Source organism: Paraburkholderia silviterrae (genome assembly GCF_004353915.1).
In the GTDB taxonomy this organism is placed as follows: Bacteria; Pseudomonadota; Gammaproteobacteria; order Burkholderiales; family Burkholderiaceae; genus Paraburkholderia; species Paraburkholderia silviterrae.
The window spans coordinates 150771-175728 of the sequence record NZ_SMRP01000012.1; the positions used below are offsets into that span (position 1 = coordinate 150771).

The following is a 24958-nucleotide window of genomic DNA, read 5'->3' on the forward strand; positions in this document are numbered from 1 at the left end:
GCAGCTCAATCCGAAGTACGGAACGTCAACGCGCCGGGCGTTGACGTTGGCGGGCGACGAATCGCACGATGAACATGCGGACGAACCCGCGGTCGTGATTGGGTAGGCAAGAGCAGGGAGACGTGGATGGAAACGGTTCGAATGTCGTTGCGCGAGGTCGTGGAGCGTTGGATGATGCCTAACCACGCGGTGCCGTTCCGGGTTCGCCCGCTGCGGAACGGGAACGCGGCGCGTGGCCGTTGCGTTCAGGTGGAGGCGCGCGCCCCGTGTGGCAATATCACCCTCTGCTTTTTCCGGCACGACGATGGCGCATGGCGCGTATTTCCGCCTTTGCCGCGCCGGCTGACGATGCGTGCCGCGTGAAGTACGGAACGGCCGTCGAGATTACGTTGACGCCTGCGCAGGCCGATGATGCAATGATCATGACATCGCGCAGGGTCAAACTGATTATGTTGGAGTCCTTTGTAATGGACCATCGTACTTAGCTCCCCCATTTTCCATTTGCATGAAACACGACGAATCCTCGCCTCTTCAAGCCTCGGAGTCTGTTGAAGCCTCGGACCAAACGACCCCCGTTCCTGATCTTTCCGGTCTGATCCGTTCCGGCGACACCGTGATGTGGGGGCAGTCCCACGCGGAGCCGGTAACACTCATGCGCGCGCTGGTGGCGCAGCGCGACCGGCTGCGGCGCGTCCGTCTCTTTCTCGGCATTGGTCTTGCTGACGTGCTCGCGCCGGAGCACGCGGACGCCTTCGATTTTCTCGCGTACTGCGGCAGCGGCGCGAATCGCAAGCTCGCTCGCGCAGGCGTGCTCGACATCCTGCCAGTGCACTATTCGCAATTGCCGGCACTGATCGGCAGCGGCGCATTGCGTATCGATGTCGTGATGCTGCAGGTTTCGCCGCCCGACGAGCAGGGTCGCTACAGCCTCGGGTTGGCTCGAGAATACCTGGTCGAAGCGCTCAAGCATGCGCGTGCGATCATCGCGGAAGTGCATCCGGAGGTGCCGTGGACCTATGGCGGCCCATGGCTTCAGGCATCCGATATCGATCTGCTCGTGGCGTCCGACACGCCATTCGCCGACTCGCCCGCATCGGCGCCGGGCGAGGTCGAACTGGCCATCGGCCGACACGTCGCGACCCTCGTGGAAGACGGTGCGACGCTGCAGACGGGGATCGGCGCGATTCCGGATGCCGTGCTCGCGCAACTGCGCGACCGGCGCGATCTCGGCGTGCACACGGGCAGCATCGGCGACGGTGTCGCCGCGCTGTGCGAGGCGGGCGTCGTCACTAATGCGAGAAAGACGATCGACGCCGGCGTCACGGTGGGCGGCGTCATCATCGGCTCGGAGCGCATACGCCGGTTCGCACACCGTAACGCCGCACTCGAGCTGCGCGGCACCGAATACACGCACAATCCCAAGGTGCTTGGCAGGATCGCGCGCTTTGTCGCGATCAACTCGGCGGTGGAGGTCGACCTGACCGGCCAGGTGAATGCCGAAATGGTCGCGGGCACCTACGTGGGAGCCGTGGGCGGCGTAGGCGACTTTCTGCGCGCGGCGCAGTCGAGCCCCGGCGGCGTGCCGATCGTTGCGCTGCCTTCCACGGCGGGCGCGCACAGCCGCATCGTCATGCGTGCTTCGGGGCCCGTGACCGTGCCGCGCAGCGATGCCTGCGTGATCGTCACCGAATACGGCGTGGCCGATCTGCGGGGCCTGTCGCTTGCGCAACGCGTCTCGCGGATGATCGCCGTCGCGCATCCCGATCATCGCGAGCGGCTCGAGCAGGACGCGCGCATGAATCGTTGAGCGGTGACAGGCTATGGGGCGCGATGGGCGTCGTCAACCTCGCGCACGGCGCGTTTTTTCATGCTCGCGGCGTTCGCCGGCGGCAGCACTATCGCTTTCGGCACCGCCGCCCATGCGCTCAGTTTGCGAAAAGATTCGGGAACTGCCCGGTTGTGCTGATGACGGTCGTGCGTGTTTCGAGGTACGGGTCGAGCGCGTCGATGCCGTTCTCGCGGCCCCAGCCGCTCGACTTGAATCCGCCATAAGGCGTGGACCAGCGCAGGAACGAGTAGGTGTTGACCCATACCATGCCGGCTTCGATGCGGTTCGAGACGCGGTGGGCGCGTCCCACGTCGCGCGTCCACAGGCCGGCGGTGAGGCCGTACGGCGTGTCGTTCGCGATGGCGATGGCCTCGTCCTCTCCGTCGAACGGAATCAGCGAAGCGACCGGCCCGAAGATCTCGTCGCGCGCGATGCGCATGCCGTTGTTCACGCCCGCGAACACGGTCGGCTCGACGAAGTAGCCTGGGGCGAGCTCCGGCGTCGCGATACGATGCCCACCCGCGATGAGCTCGGCGCCGTCCTCCTTGCCGAATTCGATATACGACAGTGTCTTCTTGAGTTGTTCTTCGTGCGCCTGCGGGCCCATGTGGTTTGAGTCGATCGAAGGCAGGCCGACGCGCACGCAACGCGCGCGCGTGCGGAACGCCTCGACCACGCGCTCGTACACGGGCCGCTCGACCAGCACGCGCGAGCCGAGCGCACAGCTTTGCCCCGTGAGCCGCCAGGCGGACGCCGTCGCGGCGTTGATCGCGTTCTCGAGATCGGCGTCGGCAAAGATGATGTGGGGCGCCTTGCCGCCGAGCTCGAACGTGAAACGCTTCAGGTTGTCGGCGCCATCACGGACCATGTGCTTCGCCGTCTGGGTCGAGCCCGTAAACGAAATCTTGTTGACGTCGGGGTGCATCACGAGATGCGCGCCGGCCGTGCGGCCTAAGCCCGGCACCACGTTGAACACGCCCGGCGGGAATCCGGCCTCGTGAATCAGGCGCGCGAGCTCGAGTGCGGAAACCGGCGTCTGCTCGGCGGGCTTCACGACCAGCGTGCAGCCCGCCGCTAGCGCCGCGCCAATCTTCAGGCAGGTCGCGAGCAGCGGCGCATTCCAGGGGATGACCGCGCCGACGACACCCACAGGTACGCGCGACGTGAACGCATGCACGCTGTCGTCGATCGGGATCGTCGTGCCCTGCGCCTTGTCCGCGAGGGAGGCGAACCATTGATACCACTGGACCTGCGCGGTGAGGCTCGCACGGTGCTCGCGCACGAGGTTGCCATTGTCGCGCGATTCGATCACCGCGAGCTCAGGAATCGCCGCGGCGAAGAGATCGGCGAAGCGGCGCAGCAACGCCGCTCGCTCGTGGCCCGGGATGCGCCGCCACGGCCCGTTGAAGGCCGCACGCGCGGCTGCCACGGCACGGTCGATGTCCGCACGGCCGCCCATCGGCGCGATGGCCCACGGCCTGCCAGTGGCCGGATCGATGCTCTCGATGAGTTCGCCGTCGAGCGGCTTGACCCATTCTCCATTGATGTACAGATGCTCGTAGCGCGGCAGCGCCGCGCGAGATTCGTGGGGCATGGATGCCTCGATGTGAAAATAGTAGGTTGTCGGCCAGACTGCTCCGCGGCATACGGGATTGGCCGCGCCGCGTCAGTCGGGTCAGGTCAGTGCATCCCTGGCTGTCGTCGCTGCCGACCACTTGATGACCTGCTCGAGCCCATGGCGGCACAGGATCTCGCTTTCGTTGAAGTGGATGAACGGCTTGGCGCCCGATTCCATCCCGCGCTGCATGCTTTCGATATTGCCCAGGTCCTCAAGCATCGTATCGGTGATATGCGATGTGAAGTGCTCGCGCTGCAGACGCTCGCGCACCGCCTGAGCTTTCTTGAAGTAAAAGCGCGCTTCCCAGATCGTCGACGTTGCCGACGTCGGCCAGAACTCATGCGTCCAGAACTGGTTCGCCGATATCTGGAGGTGCCAGTTCGGGAAGAACCAGTTTACGTCGCTTGCCCAGCGTTCGCTCTTCGTCGGGTTGAGCCCCTTGTGCTCGACGAGCGGATTGGTTTGACCTTCCTTCCGTGTGCCGGTGACCGAGTGATCGGCCGTGAAGAGCCACTTCGCGACTTTCGCATTCGCGAATGGCGCGGCGGCCGGATTCAGCCATGTCGACATCGATCGATGCGCGCCGTAAACGTTCGCGCTAATTGGCCTGCTGAACGGATTGAGCGGCCCGGCGTAAATGGGTCCGAGCGTTTTCGGGTGAATCGACGAGATGTGATAGGCCTCGCTGAAGTTCTCGGCCACGGCTTTCCAGTTCGCCCTGAACTCGCCGCGTAGCACGAGCGCGTGATCCGGATTCGGATATTCGATGCCGGCGAGCGCGTCCGCCATTGGTCCGAGAAATTCTTTCAGGCTGATCTCCGGCGTCGCCGCCATGTTGATGAAGATCCAGCCTTCCCAGAGCGCCACGGTAACCGGTGTCAGCCCGCACTTCTTCTTGTTCAGGTGGAAGAAGCCAGGTTCGTCGGGCACGTGCGCAAGTTCGCCCGAGTTGTTGTAACCCCAGCTATGGTAGCGGCACACGAAGCGCTTCGTGTTGCCGCTCGAACGGTGCTCGACGATGTTCGCGCGGTGTGCGCAGACGTTATGGAATGCGCGGATTTCCCCGTCTTCCGAATGCGTGACGATAATCGATGTCTTCAGCATCGCGATGTCCTTGACGAAGAAGTCGCCGCGATTGGGAATCCGCTCGACACGGCCGGCCATCAACCATGCGCGGCGGAAGATCCGCTCGCGTTCGATCTCGTACTGCGCCGGATCGGTATAGAGCGAAACGGGCATCGCTTCGGTGTTAAGGCCTGCGGACTCGGTCAGTTTGGCGGGGTGTTCGGTAGGGTGGTTCATGCCGGCTCCTGCGAATGGGTAGGATTGCAAAGCGATCAGTGTCGACGCGCAGGTGCTCAGCCGTGCGGCTGAAAGCCGGCCGCGATCTTCAGCGCATGCACGGGCGGCGCATGGCGGATGGTCGGCGCCTGATGCATTTCCACCGCGATCGCGGCATGGCACATCGAGAGCAGAAGCCGAAACAGGTTCTGTGCCGGTTCGGGCATGTCGTCGAGCGGGAGCTTTTCGAGGTAGACGGTCGCCTCTTCCGCGCGGGCGAACATCGCGTCATAAAACTTCACGATTTCCGGGTACGTTGTCGCGGCGCGGTTGATCCACCGTTCATGAGACGTCGGCGCGCTCCAACGGTCGAGGTAAGGTTCGAGTTCTTCAAAACCTTCCGGCAGCCGGCCGGAATTGACGGATACAGCCTGGATCATTGTGCTCCTCCAATAGGTCTTCGCCTGGTGATTACGCAGACGTCATTTTTTGTGGGTCAACAACATGGCATCCATCCATCGCCTTTGATCGTCACACGGCATCGCCGCAATGGCACTGGACGCAGCCGAATATTAGTTCTTGGTCGGGGAGCGGGTATTTCGAAGGCGTTCGGTTTTGCTTATAGGGCGTACGGATTGTGTATCTTCCGCCGACACGGACGAGCGCCGCCGATACTGTGTCGGCGAGCAGGACATTGCCCGTTTGAATGCGGTACAGAATGCGCTTTCAGACTCATAGCCGAGCGCGAAGGCGATCGATGTAATGCTTTGCTCGCTGTGGCGAAGGCGATCCGTAGCCATCATCATGCGCCAGCGCATCAGATAGCTCATGGTCGTTTCTCCGACCAGCCGTTTGAAACGCTGCGCAAAAATTGTTCGTGACAATCCGGCGATACGAGCCAATTCCTCCAGCGACCAGTGACGGGTTGGTTCCGCGTGCATGGCGCTGATTGCAGCCCGGATCCGGCGATCGGACAACCCGGTGAGCCATCCCGCGGGAGACTCCGCGGATGACGCTGACATGTGGAGGCGCAATACTTGCACCAGCATCAGATGCAGCAGGTGGTTCGACACCAGTACGCCTCCCGGCATCGGGTCGCGCAATTCCGACCTCAGCTGATCGAGCGACCAGCGCAGCACGTCCGCCTGATTCGACGAGCGAGGCGGATTGGCGAACGGCGGCAAGGCATCGAGCAGCAAGGCCGCGTGCTCACTGGAGAACGTGAAGAAGCCGCCTATCAACAGGACCTCGCCACCGCCGTTGTGCACAGCGATGCCGTCGCGAGCGATCCCATCCATGATGAGCGAAGAATCCTGAGGAGGCAGCGACAGATCGGACGAAAGAACGATCTCGTAGCCGCTGTTCAGCAGAAAGCAGTCGCCTTCCTCCAGGCGAACGGGACGGTTCATCCCGGAGACGATTCCCCAGCATCCACCTTGCAGGACGGCGGCGATCTTGATGCCGTCATAGGGCGGGAAAGAAAACGACCATGCACCCGCGGTGTCGAACGCGGCAAAGAGCTGGCTGTGCGGCTTCAGAAGCGATAGAACATCCGAAAGCGGATCCATGACGATTCTGCATACGATCGATGATTCAGACCCTATGCCGGCGCGGCGTGTGCTGTCAACGTTGCGAACCGTTCGTTCCGGAATTCGGAAGAGGGGCTGACGGCAACCCTGTTGGAGCGCTTCGAGCGCAGCGAAGTGGCGATTCGAATTTTCGACATTGGACGCGCGGCGGGTGAGCAGTAACCTGAGGCGATTCCGATCAGGGACTGTGAAGACTATGCGCGAAACTCAAGGCCCGCTTGCGGGCGTACGGATTGTCGAGCTGGGCGGTGTCGGCCCGGTGCCTTTCTGCTGCATGTTGTTGTCGGACCTCGGCGCCGACATAATCCGCATCGACCGGCCGCCCGGATACGATGGCGGAGTACCTGTCGACTCGCGCTTCAACCTGCTGCATCGCGGCAGGCGAAGCGCCGCGTTCGACCTGAAGCAGCCCGATGCCGCAGGCGCGGTGCTCAAGCTGGTTGACCGGGCCGACGCGCTTGTCGAAGGATTCCGACCCGGCGTGGCCGAAAAGCTGGGCCTCGGCCCCGACGCCTGCCTCGCGGCGAATCCTGCGCTGGTTTACGGCCGCATGACGGGCTGGGGTCAGGACGGCCCGCTCGCCCAGGCGCCGGGGCACGACGTCAATTACATCTCGCTGACGGGCGTGCTGCACGCCATCGGCCCGGCCAACGGGCCGCCCGTCATTCCGTTGAATCTCGCCGGCGACTTTGGCGGCGGCTCGCTTTATCTCGCGCTCGGGGTGGTATCGGCAATTCTGGAGAGCCGCCGCTCGGGCAAAGGCCAGGTGGTCGATGCCGCGATGGTCGATGGCTCGGCCTCGCTGATGACGCTGTGCTACGGGCTGCTCGCGAGCGGCTACTGGAAGGACCAGCGCGGCAGCAACCGTCTGGATTCGGGAGCACCCTGGTACAACGTGTACGAAACGAAGGACGGGCGCTGGATCAGCGTGGGCTCGAACGAGGCGCGCTTCTGGCGCAACACGCTGGAGGTGCTGGGACTCTCCGAAGCCGAGATGCCCGATCAGCACGACACCTCGCGCTGGCCCGAGGTGCATGAAAAGTTCGCCGCGATCTTCCGCACGCGCACGCGCGATGAATGGTGTGCACTGGCCGAGGGCCGCGAGGTGTGCTTCGCCCCCGTGCTTTCGATGACCGAGGCGCCCACTCATCCTCACCTGCGCGCGCGCGGCACATTCGTCGAGCGCGATGGTGTCGTGCAGCCCGCGCCGGCACCTCGTTTCAGCCGCACGCCCGGCGCCATTCAGCGAGCGCCGGCGAAGCCCGGCGAGCACACGGACGAGGCGTTGCGGGATTGGGGATTCAGTGCGGGGGAACTCGACAGCTTGCGCGAGTCGCGGGTCATCATGTGAATCGTCGACATATACGGGCTATTGCATGGCAATTACATTGGAATCCTGAATTAATGGGAAACTGAGCCGATCTTCGGGAAACTCGAATCGTTGCTTCGTAATTGACCAGTTGGATCGGCAATAGCCTGGACCTAATCTACAGCCAGTGATGCCCGGAACAAGAACGAGGCAAACACGTCAACTGGAGCGAAGACAAATGCAAGCAAACTTTCTGGACGAATCGCAGACGATGTGGCTCGATACCGTCAACCGGTTCATGGACAACGAGATCACCGTCGAGTACGTGCGCAAGTGCGACATGAATCGCGATTATCCGTACGAGGCCTACAAGAAGATTGCGGAGCAGGGATGGCTCGGCATCCTGATCCCGGAGGAAGAGGGCGGCTCGGGCGGCGACATCTTCGACTACTCGCTGATGGCCGAAGGGCTCGGCAAGTTCGGCTTCGACTTCGCGTGCTCGGTGCTCGTGCCGACCTTCACGGCGATGAACATCATCAAGTTCGGCACGCCTGAGCAGAAAGCGAAGTACGTCCAGCCGTTCATCGACGGCAAGATCCGCTTCTCGGTGTCGATCTCGGAGCCCGATGCGGGATCGGATGCCGCGAATACGAAAACGCGCGCACGCCGCGACAGCAACGGCGACTGGATCGTGAGCGGCCAGAAGCTCTGGTGCAGCGGCGCGGCGGCGAAGGACACCGTCATCGCGATGCTCGTGCGCACGAGCACGGACGACAAGCACAAGGGCCTCTCCGTGCTGCTGATCCCGAACGATACGCCGGGCATGGTGATCAACAAACTGCCTACGCTCTCGCGTCACGCCACGGGCACGACGGAGATCTTCCTTGACGAAGTACGCGTGCCGGGCGACGCGCTGCTCGGTGAAGAGGGCCAGGGCTGGAAGATCATCACCGAGCACCTCGAACTCGAACGCTGCGCCGTGGCCGCTGCCTACACGGGCAATGCGCAGCAGGCCGTCGCGACGGCCACGCGCTACGCGCACGAGCGCATCCAGTTCGACCACCAGCTCTACGACTTCCAGGTGATTCGCCACATGCTGGCCGACTGCCAGACCAAGGTCGACGCCGCGCGCCTGTTGTGCTACCGCGCCGCGCAGATGGCCGCAAAGCACGTGCCGTGCAGCCGCGAAGTGTCGATGGCGAAGCTCTACGGCTCCGAAACGCTCAAGGAGTGCGCGCTGGCGGGTATGCAGATCCTGGGCGGCTACGCGAACCTGCCCGAAGCCGACATGGAGCGCTATCTGCGCGAGAGCATCCAGTCGACCATCGGTGGCGGCACCTCGCAGATCCAGCGCACGATCATCGCGAAGTCGATGCGTCAGTAAGGGGGCATCGTTCCTCAAGGACACAGACGCAGGACGGTCGGATCTGACCGTCTCGCTCACAGAATTTTCAGGAGACGTGGTAATGAGCGTAGTTAACAACAGCATCAACATCCCGCTGGACGAACTGGAGGTCGGGCAGAAGTTCCGCTCGCCAGGCCGCACGGTGACCGAAAGCGACGTGGTGATGTTCTGCATGTTCACCGGCAACTGGATCGAGATCCACTCGAACAAGGAATACGCGGAGAAGACCCGCTGGGGTGAGCGCATCGTGCAGGGCATGCTGACGTTCTCTCTGATTTCGGGCCTGTTGCAGTTCGGCCCGGCGATCCAGGCGAACTACGGCGTGGACAAGATGCGCTTCCTGAATCCAGTCAAGATCGGCGATACGGTCTATGCCAGCGCCGAAGTGATCGCGAAGAAGGACAAGGACGAGAAGTTCGGCGTGGGTACGATGCTGATTCAGGCGTACAACCAGCGCGGCGAAGTCGTGCAGCGCAGCGAATGGAGCCTGCTGATGCTGCGTCGCCGCGCAGACCTCGAAGCGCTGATCGCCGAAGCGCAGCCCGACTTCAAGGTCTGAGGAGCCACGCATGAGTCCCCAACCGTTAGCGGCGATCGTCGGCATGGGCGATGCCTATGCCTCGCTCGCGAACAGGAAGGATCCGTTGCAACTGGCGGCCGAGGCGACGCAGGGCGCGCTCGCCGACGCGGGCATTCGCAAGGATCAGGTCGACGCAGTGTTCACGGGCCGCTCGCCGTGGGCCGACAAGCGTTCGCAGTGGAGCAACATCTTCATCTCGCACATGCAGATGCCGGTGACGATCACAAGCGAGCTGACGATGCACGGTGCCGGGTTGACGTCGACGCTGGCAATCGCCGCGCAGATGATCGCCGCGGGCCGAGCCGAATACGTGCTGTGCCTGCAGAGCGACGCGACCGAGCTGTTCGTCGACGCCGTCGCGATGGGCGCGGAAGCCGACGCCGACCCGCAGTTCGAGATTCCCTACGGCCCGACGATTCCCGCGCTTTACGCGCAGGCCGCGCATCGCTACTTCCACGAGTTCGGCATCACCGAAGCGGATCTTGCCGATGTCGTCGTCGCGAACCAGCGCTGGGGCCGGCATCATCCGCACGCGGCGAAAGCGAAGTTCGGCGAGATCGACCGCGCGAAGGTCCTGTCGTCCCCTTACGTGGCGACGCCGCTGCGCCGCTGGATGTGCTCGACGTGGGGCGGCGGCACGGGCGGGGCGCTCGTCGTCACGTCGCCGGAGAACGCGCGCGCCGCCCGCAATCCGGTGTACCTGATGGGCTATGGATCGGCGACCACGCACGAATACCTGACCGACCGCATGAACATGCGGCAGTGCCGGTTCGGCAGCCTCGGCGCGCTCCCGAACCTCACCACGACGGCGACGGCGGAGGCGGCACGTCAAGCCTGGGCGATGTCGGGCCTCGGTCCTGACGATATCGACATGGCGCAGATTTCGGTCAATTTCGCGCACATGGGGCCAATGGTGATGGAGGATCTGGGCTTCGCGAAGAAGGGGCGCGGCATCGACCTCTATCGCGAAGGCCGCACCGGCGTGGATGGCGATCTGCCAACCGACACCAATGGCGGCTGGCTGTCATTCGGACAGCCAGGTATTTCTTGCAATATGGACAGCATCGTCGAAGCGGTGCGCCAGTTACGCGGCGAGCCCCTGGGCCTTGCACCCGCGCGCCGTCCGCAGACCGTGCTCGTGCAGGGCGCGGGCGGGATGCTGGCGGCGGGTGCGGTGCTGCTGCTGTCGTCCGCGACGTGATATCCGATCGAGAGCATTCCATGACAGACACTCATTCGCTCAATGGCTGGCCGCAGCCTTATCGCTTGCCGGACGCCGAGCCTTACTGGGCCGCGCTGGCGGAAGAACGGCTGACCTACCAGCACTGCAACGACTGCACGCAAGCCGTGTGGCCCGCGCACTCGTTCTGCACGCACTGCGGGTCGCGCTCGCTCGACTGGCGGCAGTCGGGTGGGCGCGGCACCGTCTGGTCGTACAGCACGATCATGCGCGGGCCGACGCCCGTATGGGCCGGCATCGTGCCGTACACGGTCGGCTTCATCCAGATGGACGAAGGCTATTTCTTGTTCTCGCAGATCGACGCCGATCCAGATACCATCGCGATCGGCCAGCGCGTGGCGGTGCGCTTCGAGCAGCGCGGCGAGCAGAAACTGCCGCTGTTCGTGCCGGCATAGCAGCAAATTGGAGGAGACATCGTGAGACTTATTCAAGGCGCACGCCACGGCGGGAGGCATCATGGCCGGACCGCTTGAGGGCGTTCGCATCCTCGACTTGACGTCCAACTTCATGGGGCCATACGCCGCGTTGCTGCTGGCCGACATGGGCGCGGACGTGTGCAAGATCGAATCGCGCGAGGGCGACACGACGCGCAACATCGGGCCGTCCCGCCATCCCGGCATGGGGCCGATCTTCCTGCATCTGAATCGCAACAAGCGCAGCCTCGTGCTCGACCTCAAGCATCCGGACGGCATCGGCGCGCTCAGGCGCATGGCGGCAAGCGCCGACGTCCTGCTGTACAGCCTGCGTCCGCACACGATGGCGAAGCTCGGCATCGCGTACGAAGATGTGCAGCGGCTCAACCCGCGCATTATCTATTGTGGAGCGTTTGGTTTTGGCCAGAACGGTCCCTATGCGTCGCGTCCCGCCTACGACGATCTGATCCAGGCCGCAGTGGGCATGCCGGTCCTGCAAAGCCGCAAGTCAGGGCCGCCCGACTACGTCGCGACGGCGATCGCGGATCGCGTCGTCGGCATGGCCACCAGCAACGCGGTGGCCATGGCTCTGTATCGGCGCGAGAAGAGCGGCGTGGGCCAGCAGGTGTCCGTGCCGATGCTGGAGACGTTTGCACATTTCGTGCTCGGTGATCACCTGTACGGTCATACATTCGTGCCGCCCCTCGGCGACTGGGGCTACGCGCGCATGATGAATCCGGACCGCCGGCCCTATCGCACGCGCGACGGCTATATCGGCGTCAACGTGTATGCCGATCATCACTGGCGGCGCTTCTTCGTGCTCTCGGGACATCCGGAGATGACCGACGACCCGCGTTTCGCCACGATAGGCGCGCGCACCGAGCATATCGCGTATCTGTACGCGTTTCTCGTGCAGGTCTTCGAAACGAAGACATCGGCGCAATGGGTCGCGTTGCTGAGCGAGGCGGACATTCCCGTCATCGAAATGAATACGCCGGAAACCCTACTCAACGACCCGCACATGAAGGCGGTCGGTTTCTTCGCGGAACAGGAGCATCCGTCCGAGGGCACCATCCGCACGCTAGGGATTCCTCAGCAATGGAGTGAGAGCGCACCGGAATTGCGCTATCCGGCGCCGCGTCTGGGCGAGCAGACGGCGCAGTTGCTGGCGGAGTACGGCTTCGGCCGCGATGAGATTGACGCGATGATCGACTCGGGCGGTGCATGGACGCCCGGCTCGGATGCCGCGTGAGAGCAGATCCAACTCCAGGGAGAATAACCATGTTGCGTGATTTGCCATTGGCGGGCGTCGTGGTGGTGGAGCTGAGCGACAGCGCGTCGGCGCCGTTCAGCGGGCGCATCCTCGCGGCGCTGGGCGCCGAAGTCTGGAAGATCGAGCGGCCTTCGGGCGATTCGGCGCGCGGCTGGGGGCCGAGCAAGTGGAAAGGCAGCGGCGCCGCGTATCACGCGCTCAATCGCGGCAAGCGCACGATTTGCCTCGACATCAAGGACCGCGATCAGCTCGCGACGCTGCACCGGCTGATCGCCGAGCACGCGGACGTGTTCATCCACAATCTGCGGCCCGGTTCCAGCGCCGGGTATGGACTCGACGCGGACAGCCTGCGCGTCACGAAGCCCGAGCTCGTCTACTGCGAAGTGGGCGCGTTCGGCCACGCGGGGCCGATGAATACGCTGCCGGGCTACGATCCGCTCATGCAGGCGTTCTCGGGGATCATGAGCATCACTGGCGAGGAGGAGCAGGCGCCGGTGCGCGCGGGGGTGTCGATCGTCGACTTCGGCACCGGCATGTGGGCCGTGATCGGTATTCTGTCCGCGCTCTATCGCCGACAGATCAAGCATTGCGGCGCAACCGTGAACAGCTCGCTGCTGGAGACGGCGATTGCGTGGATGTCGGTCGGCATCGCGAACTACAGCGCGGACGGTGAGGAGGGCGGCCGGCACGGGTCGGGCGTGGCGTTCATCGTCCCGCATCGGGCGTATGCGGCGGCCGACGGTCATCTGATCGTGAGCGCGGCTAACGACGCGCTGTTCGCGAAGCTGTGTGCGGCGCTCGACCATCCCGAATGGGCCGGCGACGAGCGCTTCGCCACCAATGCCGGGCGGCTGAAGCACCGCGCGGAAATCGACCGCCTGATCGGCGAGCGCCTCTCGACGGACACGCGCGCGGCCTGGCAGGCACGGCTGCAGGCGGCTGGCATACCGGTCGCTCCGATCCAGACGACGGCAGAGGTCATGGGGCACGAGCAGACGCGCGCGCTCGGCATCATCGAAACGCCGCCCGACGACGAGATCGGCCTTGTCGGCCTGCCGCTGTCCTTCGACGGCAAGCGTCCGCCGCCGCTGCATGCCGCGCGCGAGATCGGCGCCGACAACGACCAGCTCGAACGCCTGCTGAAGTTGCCGCAATAGTGGCCACACCAGGCGAGGCCCCGGGCGCCCCGCAGGGGCCGACGGTGTACGATGAGCCCGTCAGTCCTGTGCGTCGTCGCGTAGAGGGGCAAAAAGAGCTGGCAAGAGAGGAGACATGAGCACCTTCAACCGGCTGCATCTGATACGGCAGGTCGATCTGTTCACGCTGAAGCTGTTCGTTTCGGCGGTGGAGGAACAGCAGATCGGTCTCGCCGCGATTCGCGAGAACATCGCCGCGTCCACGGCGACTAAGCGCATTCAGGACCTCGAAGACATCGCCGGCATCAAGCTGCTCGAGCGCGGTCCGAAAGGCGTCGTGCCGAGCCCGGCGGGCGCCGTGCTCGTGCGCTACATCCGGCGGATCTTCGAGAACCTCGACGACATGCGCGCCGAAGTCGCGTCGTTTACCGAGGGCATGCGCGGCGAGCTGGCGCTCGCGTCGGCGCGCACGATCATCGTGCCGTTCATTGCGCGCGAGCTGGGCGACTTCAAGCGCGAATATCCGCTCGTCGATCTCGTGGTGCACGAATTGGAGAATGCCGACATCGTGCAAGCCGTCGCGCGCGGGGAGGCCGACGTCGGCGTGTTCGCGGCCTCGCACGAGCTGGATCTCGGTGGGGTGGACGTGACGCCGTACCGGACCGACCGCCTGATCGCCGTCGTGCCGCAGGCGCATCGGCTGAGCACGCGCACGAGCGTCTCGTTCGCCGACCTGCTGCCGGAGAACCTCATCGCCGTCAACGCCATGCAGAGCGCGTTGCGGGTTGCGGCGCGGCGCCTTGGCGCCGAATTCGAGCCGCCTTACACCGTGAGCAGCGCGGGCGTGGCCGTGAGTCTCGTCGAGGCGGGCCTCGGCGTGACCATTCAGCCCGAATGTCTGGTGAGCCACGAACTGTTCGGCCGTGTCACGGTGGTGGAGCTCGCTGAGCCGTGGGCGGTGCGGCACATTCATATCGCGACCGCGCGAGGGCGCGAGGTGAATCCCATTGCGACCGCGCTGATCCGGCAACTGCTGGACCGCCCGCGCGACGAGGCGGCGGCCTGAGCCAGGCTGGACGCTCAGGCTAATTCCATAGCAAGGAGAGAGACCATGCAGTCCCATCGCGGCTCTGGCGATACCGCATCGGGTAACGCGCAGGCGGGCGCCACCGCGTCGATTGCCGGGCACGTCGCACGCGTTGCGAATGGACGGTTGAGCGATGCCGATACCGAAGCGTTACGGCGACTGTTCCTCGACAACTTCATCGTGTCGCTCTGGGGCAGCACTAGGCCATGGACCCGCCAGATTGCGCAATGGACGCAGCGCTTTGCCGGAACGGGGGCGAGCCCCGTACTGGGCGGCGACTGGTCCGCGGATGCATCCGTGGCCGCGCTCGTCCATGGCACGGCCTCGCACAGTTACGAGCTTGACGATACCCACAACGAGACGCTCAGCCATCCCGGCGCAGCGGTCCTTCCCGCGGCGCTGGCCGTCGGGGCCGCGACAGGTGCTTCGCAGGACAAACTGTTTCGTGCCGTTGCGGCAGGCTACGAAGCGATGGCGTTGATCGGGATATCCGCGGGCGGTCTGGAAACCGTACACCGGGGATTTCACCCCACCGCGGTTTTTGGCGCCTTCGGGGCTGCGACGGCCAGTCTTGCGCTGTATGCGGATGACCGCGGCATGCCGGTGACTGCGGATCTGCTCGTTCGCGCGTGGGGGCACGCGCTCTCGCAGGCGAGCGGGTCCATGCAGTTCTCGACGGAAGCCTCGGGCGGCGAGGTCAAGCGGGTCCACGCAGGGATGGCTGCCCGCAACGGCGTGCTCGCCGCGCAATTCGCCTTCATGGATGCCGTTACCGCACCCCGGCTCGTGGTCGAGGGCGACTACGGCGTCGCCTCGCTGTTCGGCGGGCCACAACGCGCGGCGCTGCCGTCCGCTGCGTTGCAGATCCATGCGATCAGTCTGAAGCCGTACGCGTGCTGTCGCCTTTTCCATTCCACGATCGATGCGCTGGCGGAACTGACGGACAACTTCAGCCTGCCCGCGGAGGGAATCGGGGAAATCGTCGTCAGCGGTCCGCATCTCATTGCGGACCAGCACATGCTGGCGGAGCCGGCTTCGACGATGGCCGCGCAATACAGCTGCCCCTATATCGTGGGCGCGACGCTGCGCTACGGGCCGTATCGCTACGACGCCTATGACGAGGCGTTTCTGGAGGATCCCGCGATCCGGCGGATCGCGCGGATGGTGCGGTTCGAGTTCAGCGATGTACTGACGCAGTACTACCCGGCTCAGTTTGCGACCGGTGTCAGGCTGCACATGAGCGACGGCACGGCACGTTCAAGCATCGTGGTCGATAGCATTGGAACGCCAGCCAGGCCATTGACCATCGAGCAGATCCTTGCCAAGGGCGATGGTCTGGCTGCACATGGCCACGCGCCTTCGATCAAAATCCGGCTGGCGGAACGCTTGTGGGACGACGCTCAGGGTAGCCGGGCACTGGCACTGGCGCTGGCTCGTGCGTAGCCGAGTGCAAGCCGCACGACTTTGCCCCGCCGGGCGGCTTGCGCGTGGTGCCGGCGAACGAGCCGATCCATGACATCGGGGTGCGTGTCGCCTTTGACCTGGACATGGTCTTCCACACCGTCACCACCACCATGCACCCGTGAGTGATGGAGCCGCTGGTCGTCGTCAAGCGAGCGGCTGATCGAGCACTACCGTCTTCGACTCCAGAAGCGCATCTAACCCCTCGGCCCCACCTTCGCGTCCGATGCCGGATTGCTTGAACCCGCCGAAGCCGATCGAGAAGTCGGTGCGCGAAGCGTTGTGTCCGACCGTGCCCGCTCTGAGCTGCCGCGCGACGCCCAGCGCGTGCTGTGCATCGTGAGTGAACACCGCGGCGTTCAGGCCGAAGATCGTGTCGTTAGCGAGGTCGATCGCATGCGCTTCGCTATCCGCAGCGATAACGGACAGCACCGGGCCAAAGATCTCCTCCTGCGCGAGGGCCGACCGGTTGTCCACGTTGCCGAACACAGTGGGCTCGAAAAAGAAGCCGCGCTCGAGGTGGCGAGGACGTGCACCGCCGGCAGCCAGCGTTGCGCCTTCGGCGATGCCTTTCGTCACATGTCGCTCGACGTTCTCGCGCTGACGCGCCGTGGCAAGTGGCCCGATTGTGGTGGCATCGTCGAAGGGGTCGCCCGGCACCATCTTGCGCGCAATGTCGCTCAACGCTTCCACCATCGCATCGTGCTTCGCGCGCGGGACGATGATGCGCGTGAGGCTGTGGCACACCTGCCCGCTGAGATAGCCGAAGTACGCGCCACCGAGCTGCTGCGCCGCTGCTTCGATGTTGTAGTCGTCCAGCACGAGGGCCGGCGATTTGCCGCCCAGTTCCAGCGTGAGCCGGGCAATCCGCCCGGCGGCCGCAGCGCTGATGCTGCGGCCCGCCGCAGTCGATCCCGTGAATGTGATCTTGTCCACGTCCGGATGGCGGACCAGTTGTTCGGATACATCGCGCTCGGTGGTCACGACGTTGATGACACCGGGTGGCAAGCCCACTTCGTCGCAGATCTGGGCGAACAGATACGCGGAGGTGGGCGCTTCCGGCGACGGCTTGACGACGACCGTGCAACCGGCCAGCAGGGCCGGCGCGACCTTGTACGCCGTCAGGGCGGCGGGGCCGTTCCACGGAACGATCGCGAGCACGACGCCCACCGGTTCCTTCACGCCATAGGCCTGATGCCCGGACAGCGAGCGGCGCGATTCCACGAAAGGATGGGTGGAGGCCATCTGCGCATACTGGCGGAACGCGGCGCCGAGAAATTGGCCGATGCGCGGTTGCGCGATCCGGTGGAGGATGCCCGATTCGATGCTCCAGCCGCGGGCGAAATCGTCGTTCGCTTCCTCGAGACGCCGCGCGATCTTTTCCAGGTAGACAGCGCGTTCGCCCGGGGTCATGCGGGGCCAGGGGCCGTGATCGAAGGCACGGCGCGCGGCGTCGACGGCCCGCGCGCCGGCGGCGGCGTCCGCGCGGGCGACGCGCGCCACAACCTGTTCCGTGCTGCAGTCGAGCACATCGAAAGCGTCGGTGGACGAGGCGGGCATCCATTGCCCGTCGATGTAGAAGCAGCCGGGATGCGTGAGCGAGATGGTTCGTTCCTTGGTAGTCATGTCGACGAGGTCCTGATATCGGGAGTCAGTGGGCGGCGGGGCGGGCGGCAGGTCGGGCCGAAAGCGCATCGGCCCGGATCATGTCCGCGCCTTTTTCGCCGATCATGATGCAGGCCGCGTTGGTGTTGCCCGCCACGATGCGGGGCATGATCGATGCGTCGACGACGCGCAGCCGCCGCGCACCGCGTACGCGCAACCGCGGATTCACCACGGCTTGCGCGTCGCTGCCCATCCGGCAGGTGCCGACTTGATGCCAGCCGCTGTTGCCGTTGGTCTTGATGTGCTCGAGCCACTGCTCGTCGCTCGTGACGGGCGCGCCGGGCGAGAGTTCGTGTATGAGGCGCGAGGCCAGCGGCTCGGCTTGCGCGATGCGCCGCATCATTCGCATGCCCTCGATCGAGCGGCGGATATCACCCGGCGCGCTCAGGTAATTCGGATGAAACGCGGGGGCGCGTAACGGATCGGGCGACACCAGTTCCATATGGCCGCGCGAATCGGGCGTCAGCAAGACGACCGATGCACCGATAGCCGGGAAATCGTCGATCACCGGTTCGCCGGATGGCGCGATCTTGAATGTCATCGGGCTCACGGTCAGTTGCAGATCCGCCTCGGGGCGTCCGGGCTCGCTGCGCGCGTAGGCCGTCACGGGCGCGGCGCCCAGCGCCAGATAGCCGCGCCGTGTCAGCAGATAGCGTGCGCCCTCGAGGTATTTGCGCAGGCCACGCAGCCGGTGGTTATAGGAGCTTTCCGCGGTGACGCGCCAGGCGAGCGCGCCGAACCAGTGATCCTGCAGGTTGTGGCCGACCTCGGGCGACTCGATGGCAGGAACGATCCCGTGCCGCTGCAGCGTCGCGCCGTCGCCGATACCCGAGAGCATGAGCAGATGCGGCGAAGCCAGCGCGCCGCCCGAGAGGATCACCTCCCGCGCGGCGCCTATGCTGTGCCGCTCGCCGTTCTCCAGGACCTCGATGCCGGTTGCCTCGCCGGCTTCGAGCAGGACGCGGGTCACGCGCACGCCGGTGCGTACCACCAGATTGCGCCGGTGACGCACCGGCTCGACGAATGCGTTGTAAGACGTGTGGCGGCGCCCGTTGCGGATCGTGTATTGCCGGTAGGCGACGCCTTCGTGCGGTGGTCCGTTCAGATCGTTGCGGCGCGCAATGCCGATGTGTTGCGCGGCGGCGATGAAATCGTCGGCCGTCGGGTGCGTAATCGCCGCGTCGCTCACATGGAGCGGACCTTCGCCGCCATGCCAGGGATCGGCGCCGCGTTGATTCGTTTCGGAGCGCATGAAATAGGGCAGTACGTCGGCCCAACCCCAACCTTCGTTACCGAGCGCGGCCCAATGGTTGAAGTCCGGCGGCTGGCCGCGCATGTAGATCATGCCGTTGATCGAACTGCTGCCGCCGAGGCCTTTGCCGCGCGGCCAGTACACTTTGCGGCCACCGAGCGTCGGCACGGGTTCGGTGTTGAATGCCCAGTTGAACCGCTTGTCCATGAACAGCTTGCCGGCTCCGGCGGGCGTGCGGACCCAGAAGTTGTTCATGTCCGAACCGGCCTCGACGAGCAGCACCCGCACGGCGGGGTCCTCGGACAGGCGGCTGGCGACGACGCAGCCCGACGAGCCGGCCCCTACCACGATGTAGTCGTAGATTTCCATGGAACGCGTTTTCCCGTTACTGACGGTTTGCCCAGCCGTTGTACTGCATCGGCCTTGACGCAAACAAGCACGGAGCGGTGAATGTTCCGTGCTTTGGAATGCTGGAAAATCGGTCAGGAATTTTGATGTACTAATTGAGAATGACAGGGCCGCGGATAACCTCGGGGCGGCGTGGCCGCGTCACACATAGGCTGTTGCGCGATGCGATGGCGGACAGGCGAAGTTTGCATGCCGCTGCAGAAAGTGCAGCACCGTATCGCCGAACACGTCGTTATGCTCCCCGGCGATCGTGTGCCCGGCGTCGCGCACATTCACGTGTTGCGCGTGTGGACATAAACGCAGAAAGGCGCGCGCACCCGCTTCGCTGACGACCTCCGAGCTTTGGCCACGGACGAGCAGCGTGGGCAGGTCGAGATTGCGCGCACACTTCGAGAGGCGCGATTCGCGGCGCGCGAGGTCGCGCGGCCATGCGGCGAAGCCCGGATCCCAGTGCCAGTGGTATTTCCCATCGTCGCCGCAGCGCACGCTCCGAATCACACCCTCCACGTCCACCGGTCGCGCCGGATGGTCCCGGAAGCCCTGTAGCGCGGCATCCACTTCGTCGAGTGCCGTAAAGCCGCCGGGCTGTTGCCGCATGAACGACTCCAGCCGCGTGACGGCCGCGCTTTCCGTTTGCGGCGCGATGTTGACGAGCACGAGCGCATGCGCGTTCACATAGCGTTCGCCTACTGCGAGCAGGCTCGTGCTGCCGCCCATGCCCGCCCCGACGAGCGCTGGCGTGCGGCCGTCGAGCGTGGCCGCGACGCATTCGAGGTCGCGGACCATGGCGCCCTGACTGTAATTGCAGACCGGCGACCAGTCGGAATCGCCATGTCCTCTCGCGTCGAAGGCGATCGCATAGAAGCCCGCCGCGGCCAACGCCCGCGCAGTCGTGCTCCAGGCGTGACGGGTTTGCCCGCTACTGTGCAGCAGGATAACCGGCATGCCATCCGGGTCGCCCCAGACGTCGCCGGCGAGACGTGTGCCGTCCGCGCTCTTCCATACGTGTGTTGGGGCGGGCGTGTCGCGCACACGCGCTTGCGTCAAAGTCATCACGATCGAACCTGTCCTTCGCTGCGTGCATTTCCATGCGGGTCAGTGACTGTTTTCCGCAATGCGGCATTGAGCTCGTAGTGCGGAAGTCTCAGACATAAGTTCCGCCCGTGGCGCGAAAGCGTCAATGCCGTTGGCTCACACGTTCCGTACTCCGAAATGGAAAGCCAGCGAGAAAGACTGTATTACTAGTCGATTTTCGCCCGCGCACCGTCGTCATCCGGGCCGAGCATGCGCATGAGCACTGCGACGTCGCCGAGGTTCTCCAGATGGAAGACAGTGTCGATTACGTCGTCGATGCGCGCGGAGCAGAGCACGTCTTCGGCGTTGCGGCGGAATTTGGCGGCGAGCTCGTCGTTGGTCATCAAGCTGGATGACTCCGGCGAGGGGCTGCCCTTCGGATAGCGACGCTCGCCCACGAAGATCTTGCCGCGCGCCTGAACCTCGATCTTCGCGGGGCGGCTGGCGGCGTGGCCGCTGAGCAGTTCGACATAGTTCGGATGGACTTCGTGCGTGACCTTGTCCATCAGGTTCATCACTGACGCGCAGAAAACGAGTTCGGGGTCCTGCCACGCCTTACCGGACGGGATGCGGTGCGCGCCGAGTGCAAGCCCGTGCGCGATGCTGAACTGCGCGTCGTGAACGTGCGCGATTTCGCGGTTGAGCCAGACGGGCTGCTCCACGAAACCCTCGACCCACGCCTTGATGCCGTCGATCTCCTCGGGCGCGATATCGTTTTCTTCGACGATCTCCGTGAGACTGTCCAGCAGCGCATGGAGAATGCGGCAATGAGGGTAGGGCTTGTAGGCCTGCTCGGTGGGGAAGCGCCAGTCGACACCGAGGCTCGCGGTGATCTGCTCGGGCTCCCAGCGTCGCGTGCCGATGAATCGCGGGAACCCGTACTCGCGGTCGTCGAGAATCTGGATGTCGCCGCGATGGCCGAATTCGGCCATATGGGCGGCCGTCATTGCCGTCTGGGTGAGCGCGCCGGCCAGCAGGTACTTGATCGTCGAGCTAGGCGCATGCTGGAACCACGCAACCTGCGAATTGACGGGTGAGATGCTGCCCGCAATGCCGAGCGCATTGGGGAGCACGGCAGGCGGGAGGGCCTTGAGTTTGACGATTGCAGCCGTCGCGCCGAACACGGTGCTGCTGTAGCCGTAGACGGGCGGCGGCGACACCTTGCCGTCCCGGGTGTCGCGCAGATAGTCCATGGCCTTGCCGAGGCGATACGACATTTCATGCGAGAGCGCCATTGCTTCGACCAACGCCGTGCCTGGTGCGCCCCTCGCTTCCGCGACGGCCAGTGCGCCGGGCAGCACATAGGGCGTGACGTGGCCGGGCGGCACGACCGCGTCCATGTCGAGCGCGTTGATCAGTTCTCCGTTGGCGAACGCCGCGCCGAAAATCGACGCTTTCTCTCCCGTGCCCATGATGGTCGCGTTGCCGTTGCCGCCCATCGCGCGTGCGTAGTCGATGCCGATGCGGCCTTTGGGCTCGCCGATTGCAGCTAAGGCGCAGCCGATCGAGTCAAGAAGAATCCGTTTGCACTCCTCGACGACGGTGGGAGGGATTCGGTCGAATTGGGTGTCGGTGGTGAAATGGGCAAGCTGTTCGACGATTGTGGCGGTCATGGCAGGAGCCTGAAAGGGATAGAATTATAACTAACGAATGTTAGTTTCAATTGGAGCTTGAGAGAGCGCCATGCGTATTAATCCCTATGCGTGACACACCTTTGAATTTCCCGCCGCGCGGGGCGATTTGTATATAAGGCTAACAACTGTTAGGATGAGCAGTGATGTACGTCGAGCCGCCGTGGGCGAGGCTTGACGGTTTGTCCAGACTGAGGAGGAAGAGATCAGATGAACCGAACTACCGATGCGGCCGATGGGGGCGACGTGGCGCTCGCCACTGTCCACGCCGCATGGAATGCGGCCGCACACCGCTGGAATGCGGATATGTTGACGGCCGTGTATACGGACGACGCGCTGTTTTTCGGCGGACGGCCAGGACACTCGGTTGGCGCTGGCGCGATTCGTGATTATTTTGCCTCGTACGAAGGCGTGATCGAATCGGCCACGCTGGAGCTTGTGGAGCAGCACCTCATCCGCCTCGCGGACGACTGCTTTCTTGCGCAAGGCTATGGCGAATTCTGGTTCGTGTTGAGTGGTGGCCAGCCGTCGCACTCGCGTTTGCGCACGACGCTCGTCGTCGCATTGCAACAAGACCAATGGAAGATTCGTCAACACCATTTTTCAACCACACCGGAGTCGCCGCCTATCCAGGGCGGAGCAGGATGAGAACCGGGCCGGCAATGGCGGCGCTCGGGCCGATGCGCGAGCTCACGTGGCGCACAGGTGACGCGTGAGGAACTGCAAGGCGGCCTCGCCAAATGCGTCGTTGCGGTCGCCGGCCACCATGTGACCGGCCTGCGCGACGTTCACGTATTGCGCGTGCGGGCAGAATTCAAGGAACTCCTGCACGCCCGTCTCGCTCACGACGTCCGAACTGCCGCCGCGCACGAGTAGAGTCGGCAGGCTCAGCGCCCGCGCGCAGGCGCCAAGGCGTGCATGGCGACCGCGCAGGTCGATTTGCCCCGCGAGGAATCGCGGATCCCAATGCCAGCGGTAGCGGCCGTCGACGTGCAGCCGCACGTTCTTCGCGAGGCCTTGCAGATTGCGCGGGCGCGACTGCGAAGGGCGGTAACGGCCAATCGCCTCCGCTACTTCGTCGAGCGAAGCGAATCCGTCCGGATTCTGCGCCATGAACGCGCGAATGCGTTCGACACCGGCCGGCTCCGTGTGCGGCACGATATCGACGAGGATCAGTGCGCTTGCTTCCACTTGTTTCTCGCCGACGGCAACGAGGCTCGTAGCGCCGCCCAGCGACGCGCCGACGAGCGCGGGCTGCCGTATGCCGATAGCCGCGAGTACGCAGCGCAGATCGGCGCTCAGCGCGTCGAGGCTGTAATCGCCATCTGCGCTCCAGTCCGAGTCGCCGTGTCCTCGCGCGTCGTACGCAATCGCGAAATAGCCGGCATGACCGAGCCGCTCGCCCGTGCCGCCCCACGCGTGACGCGTCTGGCCGCCGCCGTGCAGCAGGACGACGGGCGGACCTTCCGGGTTGCCCCACGTATCGCCGGCTAGCCGGACGCCGCCGGAACCCTTCCACATGTGCATGGGCTGCGGTGTGCCAGGCAGGCGGCTTGCTGCATTCATTGGGGTCCTCATCGCGGGTGGGAGGGCGCGCACGCGGCGGCGCATCGAGCATCCGCTTCGAACTTCGCCGATGGTCGGCGCCGTGTCAACGCGCGCCCGCGAGTCGTTCCGTACAGTGACAGGGCGGCTGTTCCGGGCGGAAAAAATACGGTAACCTTCCAAACGACCATTAGATTGTGCAGCGCGCATCCTTGCGCTGGCGAAAACAGGACAGCGCAAAGCTGATAGAGACACGTGCGAAAGCGAAATGTAAATCCCAGCGCGGATACCCGAGAGACTCTGCTGCGGCTCGCCGCGCGCTCGTTTGCAACCCAGGGGTACACGGCAACGACGATGCGCTCGATCGCGGACCAGGCCGGCATCGAGGCCGCGAGCATCTACTATCATTTTGCGTCGAAGGAAGAGCTTGTCGACGTCGTGATGGAGCACGGCGCGGACAGCATCGTGCAGCATATCAACGAGCACCTGGACGCGCTGCCCCCCACCGCGAATGCCGAAGACCGGTTCAAGGCGGCACTGGTCGGGCAGATGAGCGCTCTGATCAAGTTCGGCGACTACGCGCTGGCGCACAGTCGCCTCCTGACCCAGTTGCCGGACAAGGTGCGCGAGCGTCAGGTCAAACGGCGCGAGCGGCACCAGCGGATGTGGACGACCGTCTTCGACGATCTGCGTGCGGAAGGTTATCTGCGCGAGGACATCGATATTGCACTGAGCCGCATTTTCGTCCTCGGCTTCATCAATTCGGTCCAGACCTGGTTCGATCCGAAGAAGGGATCGCTCGAGAAGATCGCGGATCAGTTCATCACGATGTTCTTCGAGGGCGCTGCGCCGGCGGCCAAGCCGCGGCGCAGCGGCCGCAAGAAGGAACTGGCCGCTTCGTCCTGACACTGCCGTCATTTACGTCGCTCAGAGCCTCGAGCGACGCCTGCCTTTCGCCTTCTCCCTCTTGTGCAACGGTGACCCGACCCGGGCACCGTCCCGCTCGCGCCGAGCGTGTCTCGCATTAAGTCTCGCTTCCTCCAAATTCCGGCCCGCTTTGCTGCTGGTGTGACGAGGTCATTTGCATTCGGGTTAGACCGGATGGAGATAACGCGTGCTGTAAATCAATCTACCGTTTGTTAGTTGCGAGGCCCTGAAGGACG

The 24958-nt window shown here is 64.5% G+C and carries 22 protein-coding genes; 13 read left to right on the forward strand and 9 right to left on the reverse strand.

Translation table 11 applies throughout. The features are described 5' to 3' along the window. Positions 1-126: 126 nt before the first annotated feature. Positions 127-363 carry a hypothetical protein gene (locus EYW47_RS23060; protein ID WP_133197147.1) on the forward strand — a complete coding sequence of 79 codons (237 nt, stop codon included), beginning with the start codon at positions 127-129 and terminating at the stop codon, positions 361-363. Positions 364-616: 253 nt separating this feature from the next. After that, complete coding sequence (locus EYW47_RS23065; protein WP_240763869.1) at positions 617-1807, forward strand: acetyl-CoA hydrolase/transferase family protein; 1191 nt, start codon at positions 617-619, stop codon at positions 1805-1807. Between the two features lie 118 nt (positions 1808-1925). Here the strand turns inward: EYW47_RS23065 and EYW47_RS23070 are convergent, their stop codons facing one another. The 4 genes from EYW47_RS23070 to EYW47_RS23085 all read right to left on the reverse strand — a co-directional run bounded on the left by EYW47_RS23070 (position 1926) and on the right by EYW47_RS23085 (position 6295). Next, positions 1926-3422, reverse strand: a complete 1497-nt coding sequence (locus EYW47_RS23070; RefSeq protein ID WP_133197149.1) for an aldehyde dehydrogenase — start codon at positions 3420-3422, stop codon at positions 1926-1928. 81 nt (positions 3423-3503) lie between these two features. Further along, entirely contained in the window at positions 3504-4748 is a 1245-nt protein-coding gene (locus tag EYW47_RS23075; RefSeq protein WP_133197150.1) for an aromatic ring-hydroxylating oxygenase subunit alpha, read from the reverse strand. 56 nt (positions 4749-4804) lie between these two features. Then, complete coding sequence (locus EYW47_RS23080; protein WP_205710135.1) at positions 4805-5167, reverse strand: hypothetical protein; 363 nt, start codon at positions 5165-5167, stop codon at positions 4805-4807. A gap of 132 nt (positions 5168-5299) precedes the next feature. After that, positions 5300-6295, reverse strand: coding sequence for an AraC family transcriptional regulator (locus tag EYW47_RS23085; RefSeq protein ID WP_133197151.1), 996 nt, complete (start codon positions 6293-6295; stop codon positions 5300-5302). A 217-nt stretch (positions 6296-6512) separates the two neighbouring features. Here EYW47_RS23085 and EYW47_RS23090 point away from each other — a divergent pair, with 217 nt between their 5' ends. The 9 genes from EYW47_RS23090 to EYW47_RS23130 all read left to right on the forward strand — a co-directional run bounded on the left by EYW47_RS23090 (position 6513) and on the right by EYW47_RS23130 (position 16202). Then, positions 6513-7667 carry a CaiB/BaiF CoA transferase family protein gene (locus EYW47_RS23090; RefSeq protein WP_133197152.1) on the forward strand — a complete coding sequence of 385 codons (1155 nt, stop codon included), beginning with the start codon at positions 6513-6515 and terminating at the stop codon, positions 7665-7667. Positions 7668-7863: 196 nt separating this feature from the next. Beyond that, the gene (locus EYW47_RS23095) at positions 7864-9009 is read left to right on the forward strand and encodes an acyl-CoA dehydrogenase family protein (RefSeq protein WP_133197153.1); all 1146 of its coding nucleotides are present in this window, start codon (positions 7864-7866) and stop codon (positions 9007-9009) included. 82 nt (positions 9010-9091) lie between these two features. Beyond that, positions 9092-9589, forward strand: a complete 498-nt coding sequence (locus EYW47_RS23100; RefSeq protein WP_133197154.1) for a MaoC family dehydratase — start codon at positions 9092-9094, stop codon at positions 9587-9589. Positions 9590-9599: 10 nt separating this feature from the next. After that, a complete protein-coding gene (locus EYW47_RS23105) occupies positions 9600-10811 on the forward strand; it encodes a thiolase family protein (protein WP_133197155.1) in 1212 nt (403 codons plus the stop codon). 20 nt (positions 10812-10831) lie between these two features. Continuing rightward, complete coding sequence (locus tag EYW47_RS23110) at positions 10832-11245, forward strand: Zn-ribbon domain-containing OB-fold protein (protein ID WP_133197156.1); 414 nt, start codon at positions 10832-10834, stop codon at positions 11243-11245. Positions 11246-11306: 61 nt separating this feature from the next. After that, positions 11307-12515 carry a CaiB/BaiF CoA transferase family protein gene (locus tag EYW47_RS23115; protein ID WP_133197157.1) on the forward strand — a complete coding sequence of 403 codons (1209 nt, stop codon included), beginning with the start codon at positions 11307-11309 and terminating at the stop codon, positions 12513-12515. 29 nt (positions 12516-12544) lie between these two features. Beyond that, entirely contained in the window at positions 12545-13693 is a 1149-nt protein-coding gene (locus tag EYW47_RS23120; RefSeq protein ID WP_133197158.1) for a CaiB/BaiF CoA transferase family protein, read from the forward strand. A gap of 115 nt (positions 13694-13808) precedes the next feature. Continuing rightward, a complete protein-coding gene (locus EYW47_RS23125; protein WP_133197159.1) occupies positions 13809-14738 on the forward strand; it encodes a LysR family transcriptional regulator in 930 nt (309 codons plus the stop codon). Positions 14739-14783: 45 nt separating this feature from the next. Continuing rightward, a complete protein-coding gene (locus EYW47_RS23130; RefSeq protein ID WP_133197160.1) occupies positions 14784-16202 on the forward strand; it encodes an MmgE/PrpD family protein in 1419 nt (472 codons plus the stop codon). Between the two features lie 165 nt (positions 16203-16367). Here EYW47_RS23130 and EYW47_RS23135 read toward each other — a convergent pair whose 3' ends face one another. The 4 genes from EYW47_RS23135 to EYW47_RS23150 form a co-directional block, all read right to left on the reverse strand. Beyond that, entirely contained in the window at positions 16368-17846 is a 1479-nt protein-coding gene (locus EYW47_RS23135; RefSeq protein WP_133197161.1) for an aldehyde dehydrogenase, read from the reverse strand. Positions 17847-17871: 25 nt separating this feature from the next. After that, positions 17872-19506, reverse strand: coding sequence for a GMC family oxidoreductase (locus EYW47_RS23140; protein ID WP_133197162.1), 1635 nt, complete (start codon positions 19504-19506; stop codon positions 17872-17874). A gap of 180 nt (positions 19507-19686) precedes the next feature. Next, complete coding sequence (locus EYW47_RS23145; RefSeq protein ID WP_133197163.1) at positions 19687-20598, reverse strand: alpha/beta fold hydrolase; 912 nt, start codon at positions 20596-20598, stop codon at positions 19687-19689. 188 nt (positions 20599-20786) lie between these two features. Then, positions 20787-22232 carry an MmgE/PrpD family protein gene (locus EYW47_RS23150; protein ID WP_133197164.1) on the reverse strand — a complete coding sequence of 482 codons (1446 nt, stop codon included), beginning with the start codon at positions 22230-22232 and terminating at the stop codon, positions 20787-20789. A gap of 264 nt (positions 22233-22496) precedes the next feature. On the opposite strand from EYW47_RS23150, the gene EYW47_RS23155 reads away from it, so the two are divergent. Beyond that, a complete protein-coding gene (locus tag EYW47_RS23155; protein WP_240763870.1) occupies positions 22497-22898 on the forward strand; it encodes a YybH family protein in 402 nt (133 codons plus the stop codon). Between the two features lie 42 nt (positions 22899-22940). On the opposite strand, the gene EYW47_RS23160 is transcribed toward EYW47_RS23155, so the two are convergent. Continuing rightward, positions 22941-23816, reverse strand: coding sequence for an alpha/beta fold hydrolase (locus tag EYW47_RS23160; RefSeq protein WP_133197166.1), 876 nt, complete (start codon positions 23814-23816; stop codon positions 22941-22943). 279 nt (positions 23817-24095) lie between these two features. On the opposite strand from EYW47_RS23160, the gene EYW47_RS23165 reads away from it, so the two are divergent. Further along, the gene (locus tag EYW47_RS23165; protein WP_133197228.1) at positions 24096-24701 is read left to right on the forward strand and encodes a TetR/AcrR family transcriptional regulator; all 606 of its coding nucleotides are present in this window, start codon (positions 24096-24098) and stop codon (positions 24699-24701) included. The last annotated feature ends 257 nt before the right edge of the window (positions 24702-24958 follow it).

Coding starts and splice junctions, on each gene's coding strand:
- EYW47_RS23075 (WP_133197150.1), bottom strand. CDS start 4,748: ATGAACCACCCTACCGAACACCCCGCCAAACTGACCGAGTCCGCAGGC.
- EYW47_RS23115 (WP_133197157.1), top strand. CDS start 11,307: ATGGCCGGACCGCTTGAGGGCGTTCGCATCCTCGACTTGACGTCCAAC.
- EYW47_RS23060 (WP_133197147.1), top strand. CDS start 127: ATGGAAACGGTTCGAATGTCGTTGCGCGAGGTCGTGGAGCGTTGGATG.
- EYW47_RS23130 (WP_133197160.1), top strand. CDS start 14,784: ATGCAGTCCCATCGCGGCTCTGGCGATACCGCATCGGGTAACGCGCAG.
- EYW47_RS23125 (WP_133197159.1), top strand. CDS start 13,809: ATGAGCACCTTCAACCGGCTGCATCTGATACGGCAGGTCGATCTGTTC.
- EYW47_RS23120 (WP_133197158.1), top strand. CDS start 12,545: ATGTTGCGTGATTTGCCATTGGCGGGCGTCGTGGTGGTGGAGCTGAGC.
- EYW47_RS23145 (WP_133197163.1), bottom strand. CDS start 20,598: ATGACTTTGACGCAAGCGCGTGTGCGCGACACGCCCGCCCCAACACAC.
- EYW47_RS23100 (WP_133197154.1), top strand. CDS start 9,092: ATGAGCGTAGTTAACAACAGCATCAACATCCCGCTGGACGAACTGGAG.
- EYW47_RS23080 (WP_205710135.1), bottom strand. CDS start 5,167: ATGATCCAGGCTGTATCCGTCAATTCCGGCCGGCTGCCGGAAGGTTTT.
- EYW47_RS23105 (WP_133197155.1), top strand. CDS start 9,600: ATGAGTCCCCAACCGTTAGCGGCGATCGTCGGCATGGGCGATGCCTAT.
- EYW47_RS23065 (WP_240763869.1), top strand. CDS start 617: ATGTGGGGGCAGTCCCACGCGGAGCCGGTAACACTCATGCGCGCGCTG.
- EYW47_RS23110 (WP_133197156.1), top strand. CDS start 10,832: ATGACAGACACTCATTCGCTCAATGGCTGGCCGCAGCCTTATCGCTTG.
- EYW47_RS23090 (WP_133197152.1), top strand. CDS start 6,513: ATGCGCGAAACTCAAGGCCCGCTTGCGGGCGTACGGATTGTCGAGCTG.
- EYW47_RS23095 (WP_133197153.1), top strand. CDS start 7,864: ATGCAAGCAAACTTTCTGGACGAATCGCAGACGATGTGGCTCGATACC.
- EYW47_RS23085 (WP_133197151.1), bottom strand. CDS start 6,295: ATGGATCCGCTTTCGGATGTTCTATCGCTTCTGAAGCCGCACAGCCAG.
- EYW47_RS23160 (WP_133197166.1), bottom strand. CDS start 23,816: ATGAATGCAGCAAGCCGCCTGCCTGGCACACCGCAGCCCATGCACATG.
- EYW47_RS23135 (WP_133197161.1), bottom strand. CDS start 17,846: ATGACTACCAAGGAACGAACCATCTCGCTCACGCATCCCGGCTGCTTC.
- EYW47_RS23070 (WP_133197149.1), bottom strand. CDS start 3,422: ATGCCCCACGAATCTCGCGCGGCGCTGCCGCGCTACGAGCATCTGTAC.
- EYW47_RS23140 (WP_133197162.1), bottom strand. CDS start 19,506: ATGGAAATCTACGACTACATCGTGGTAGGGGCCGGCTCGTCGGGCTGC.
- EYW47_RS23150 (WP_133197164.1), bottom strand. CDS start 22,232: ATGACCGCCACAATCGTCGAACAGCTTGCCCATTTCACCACCGACACC.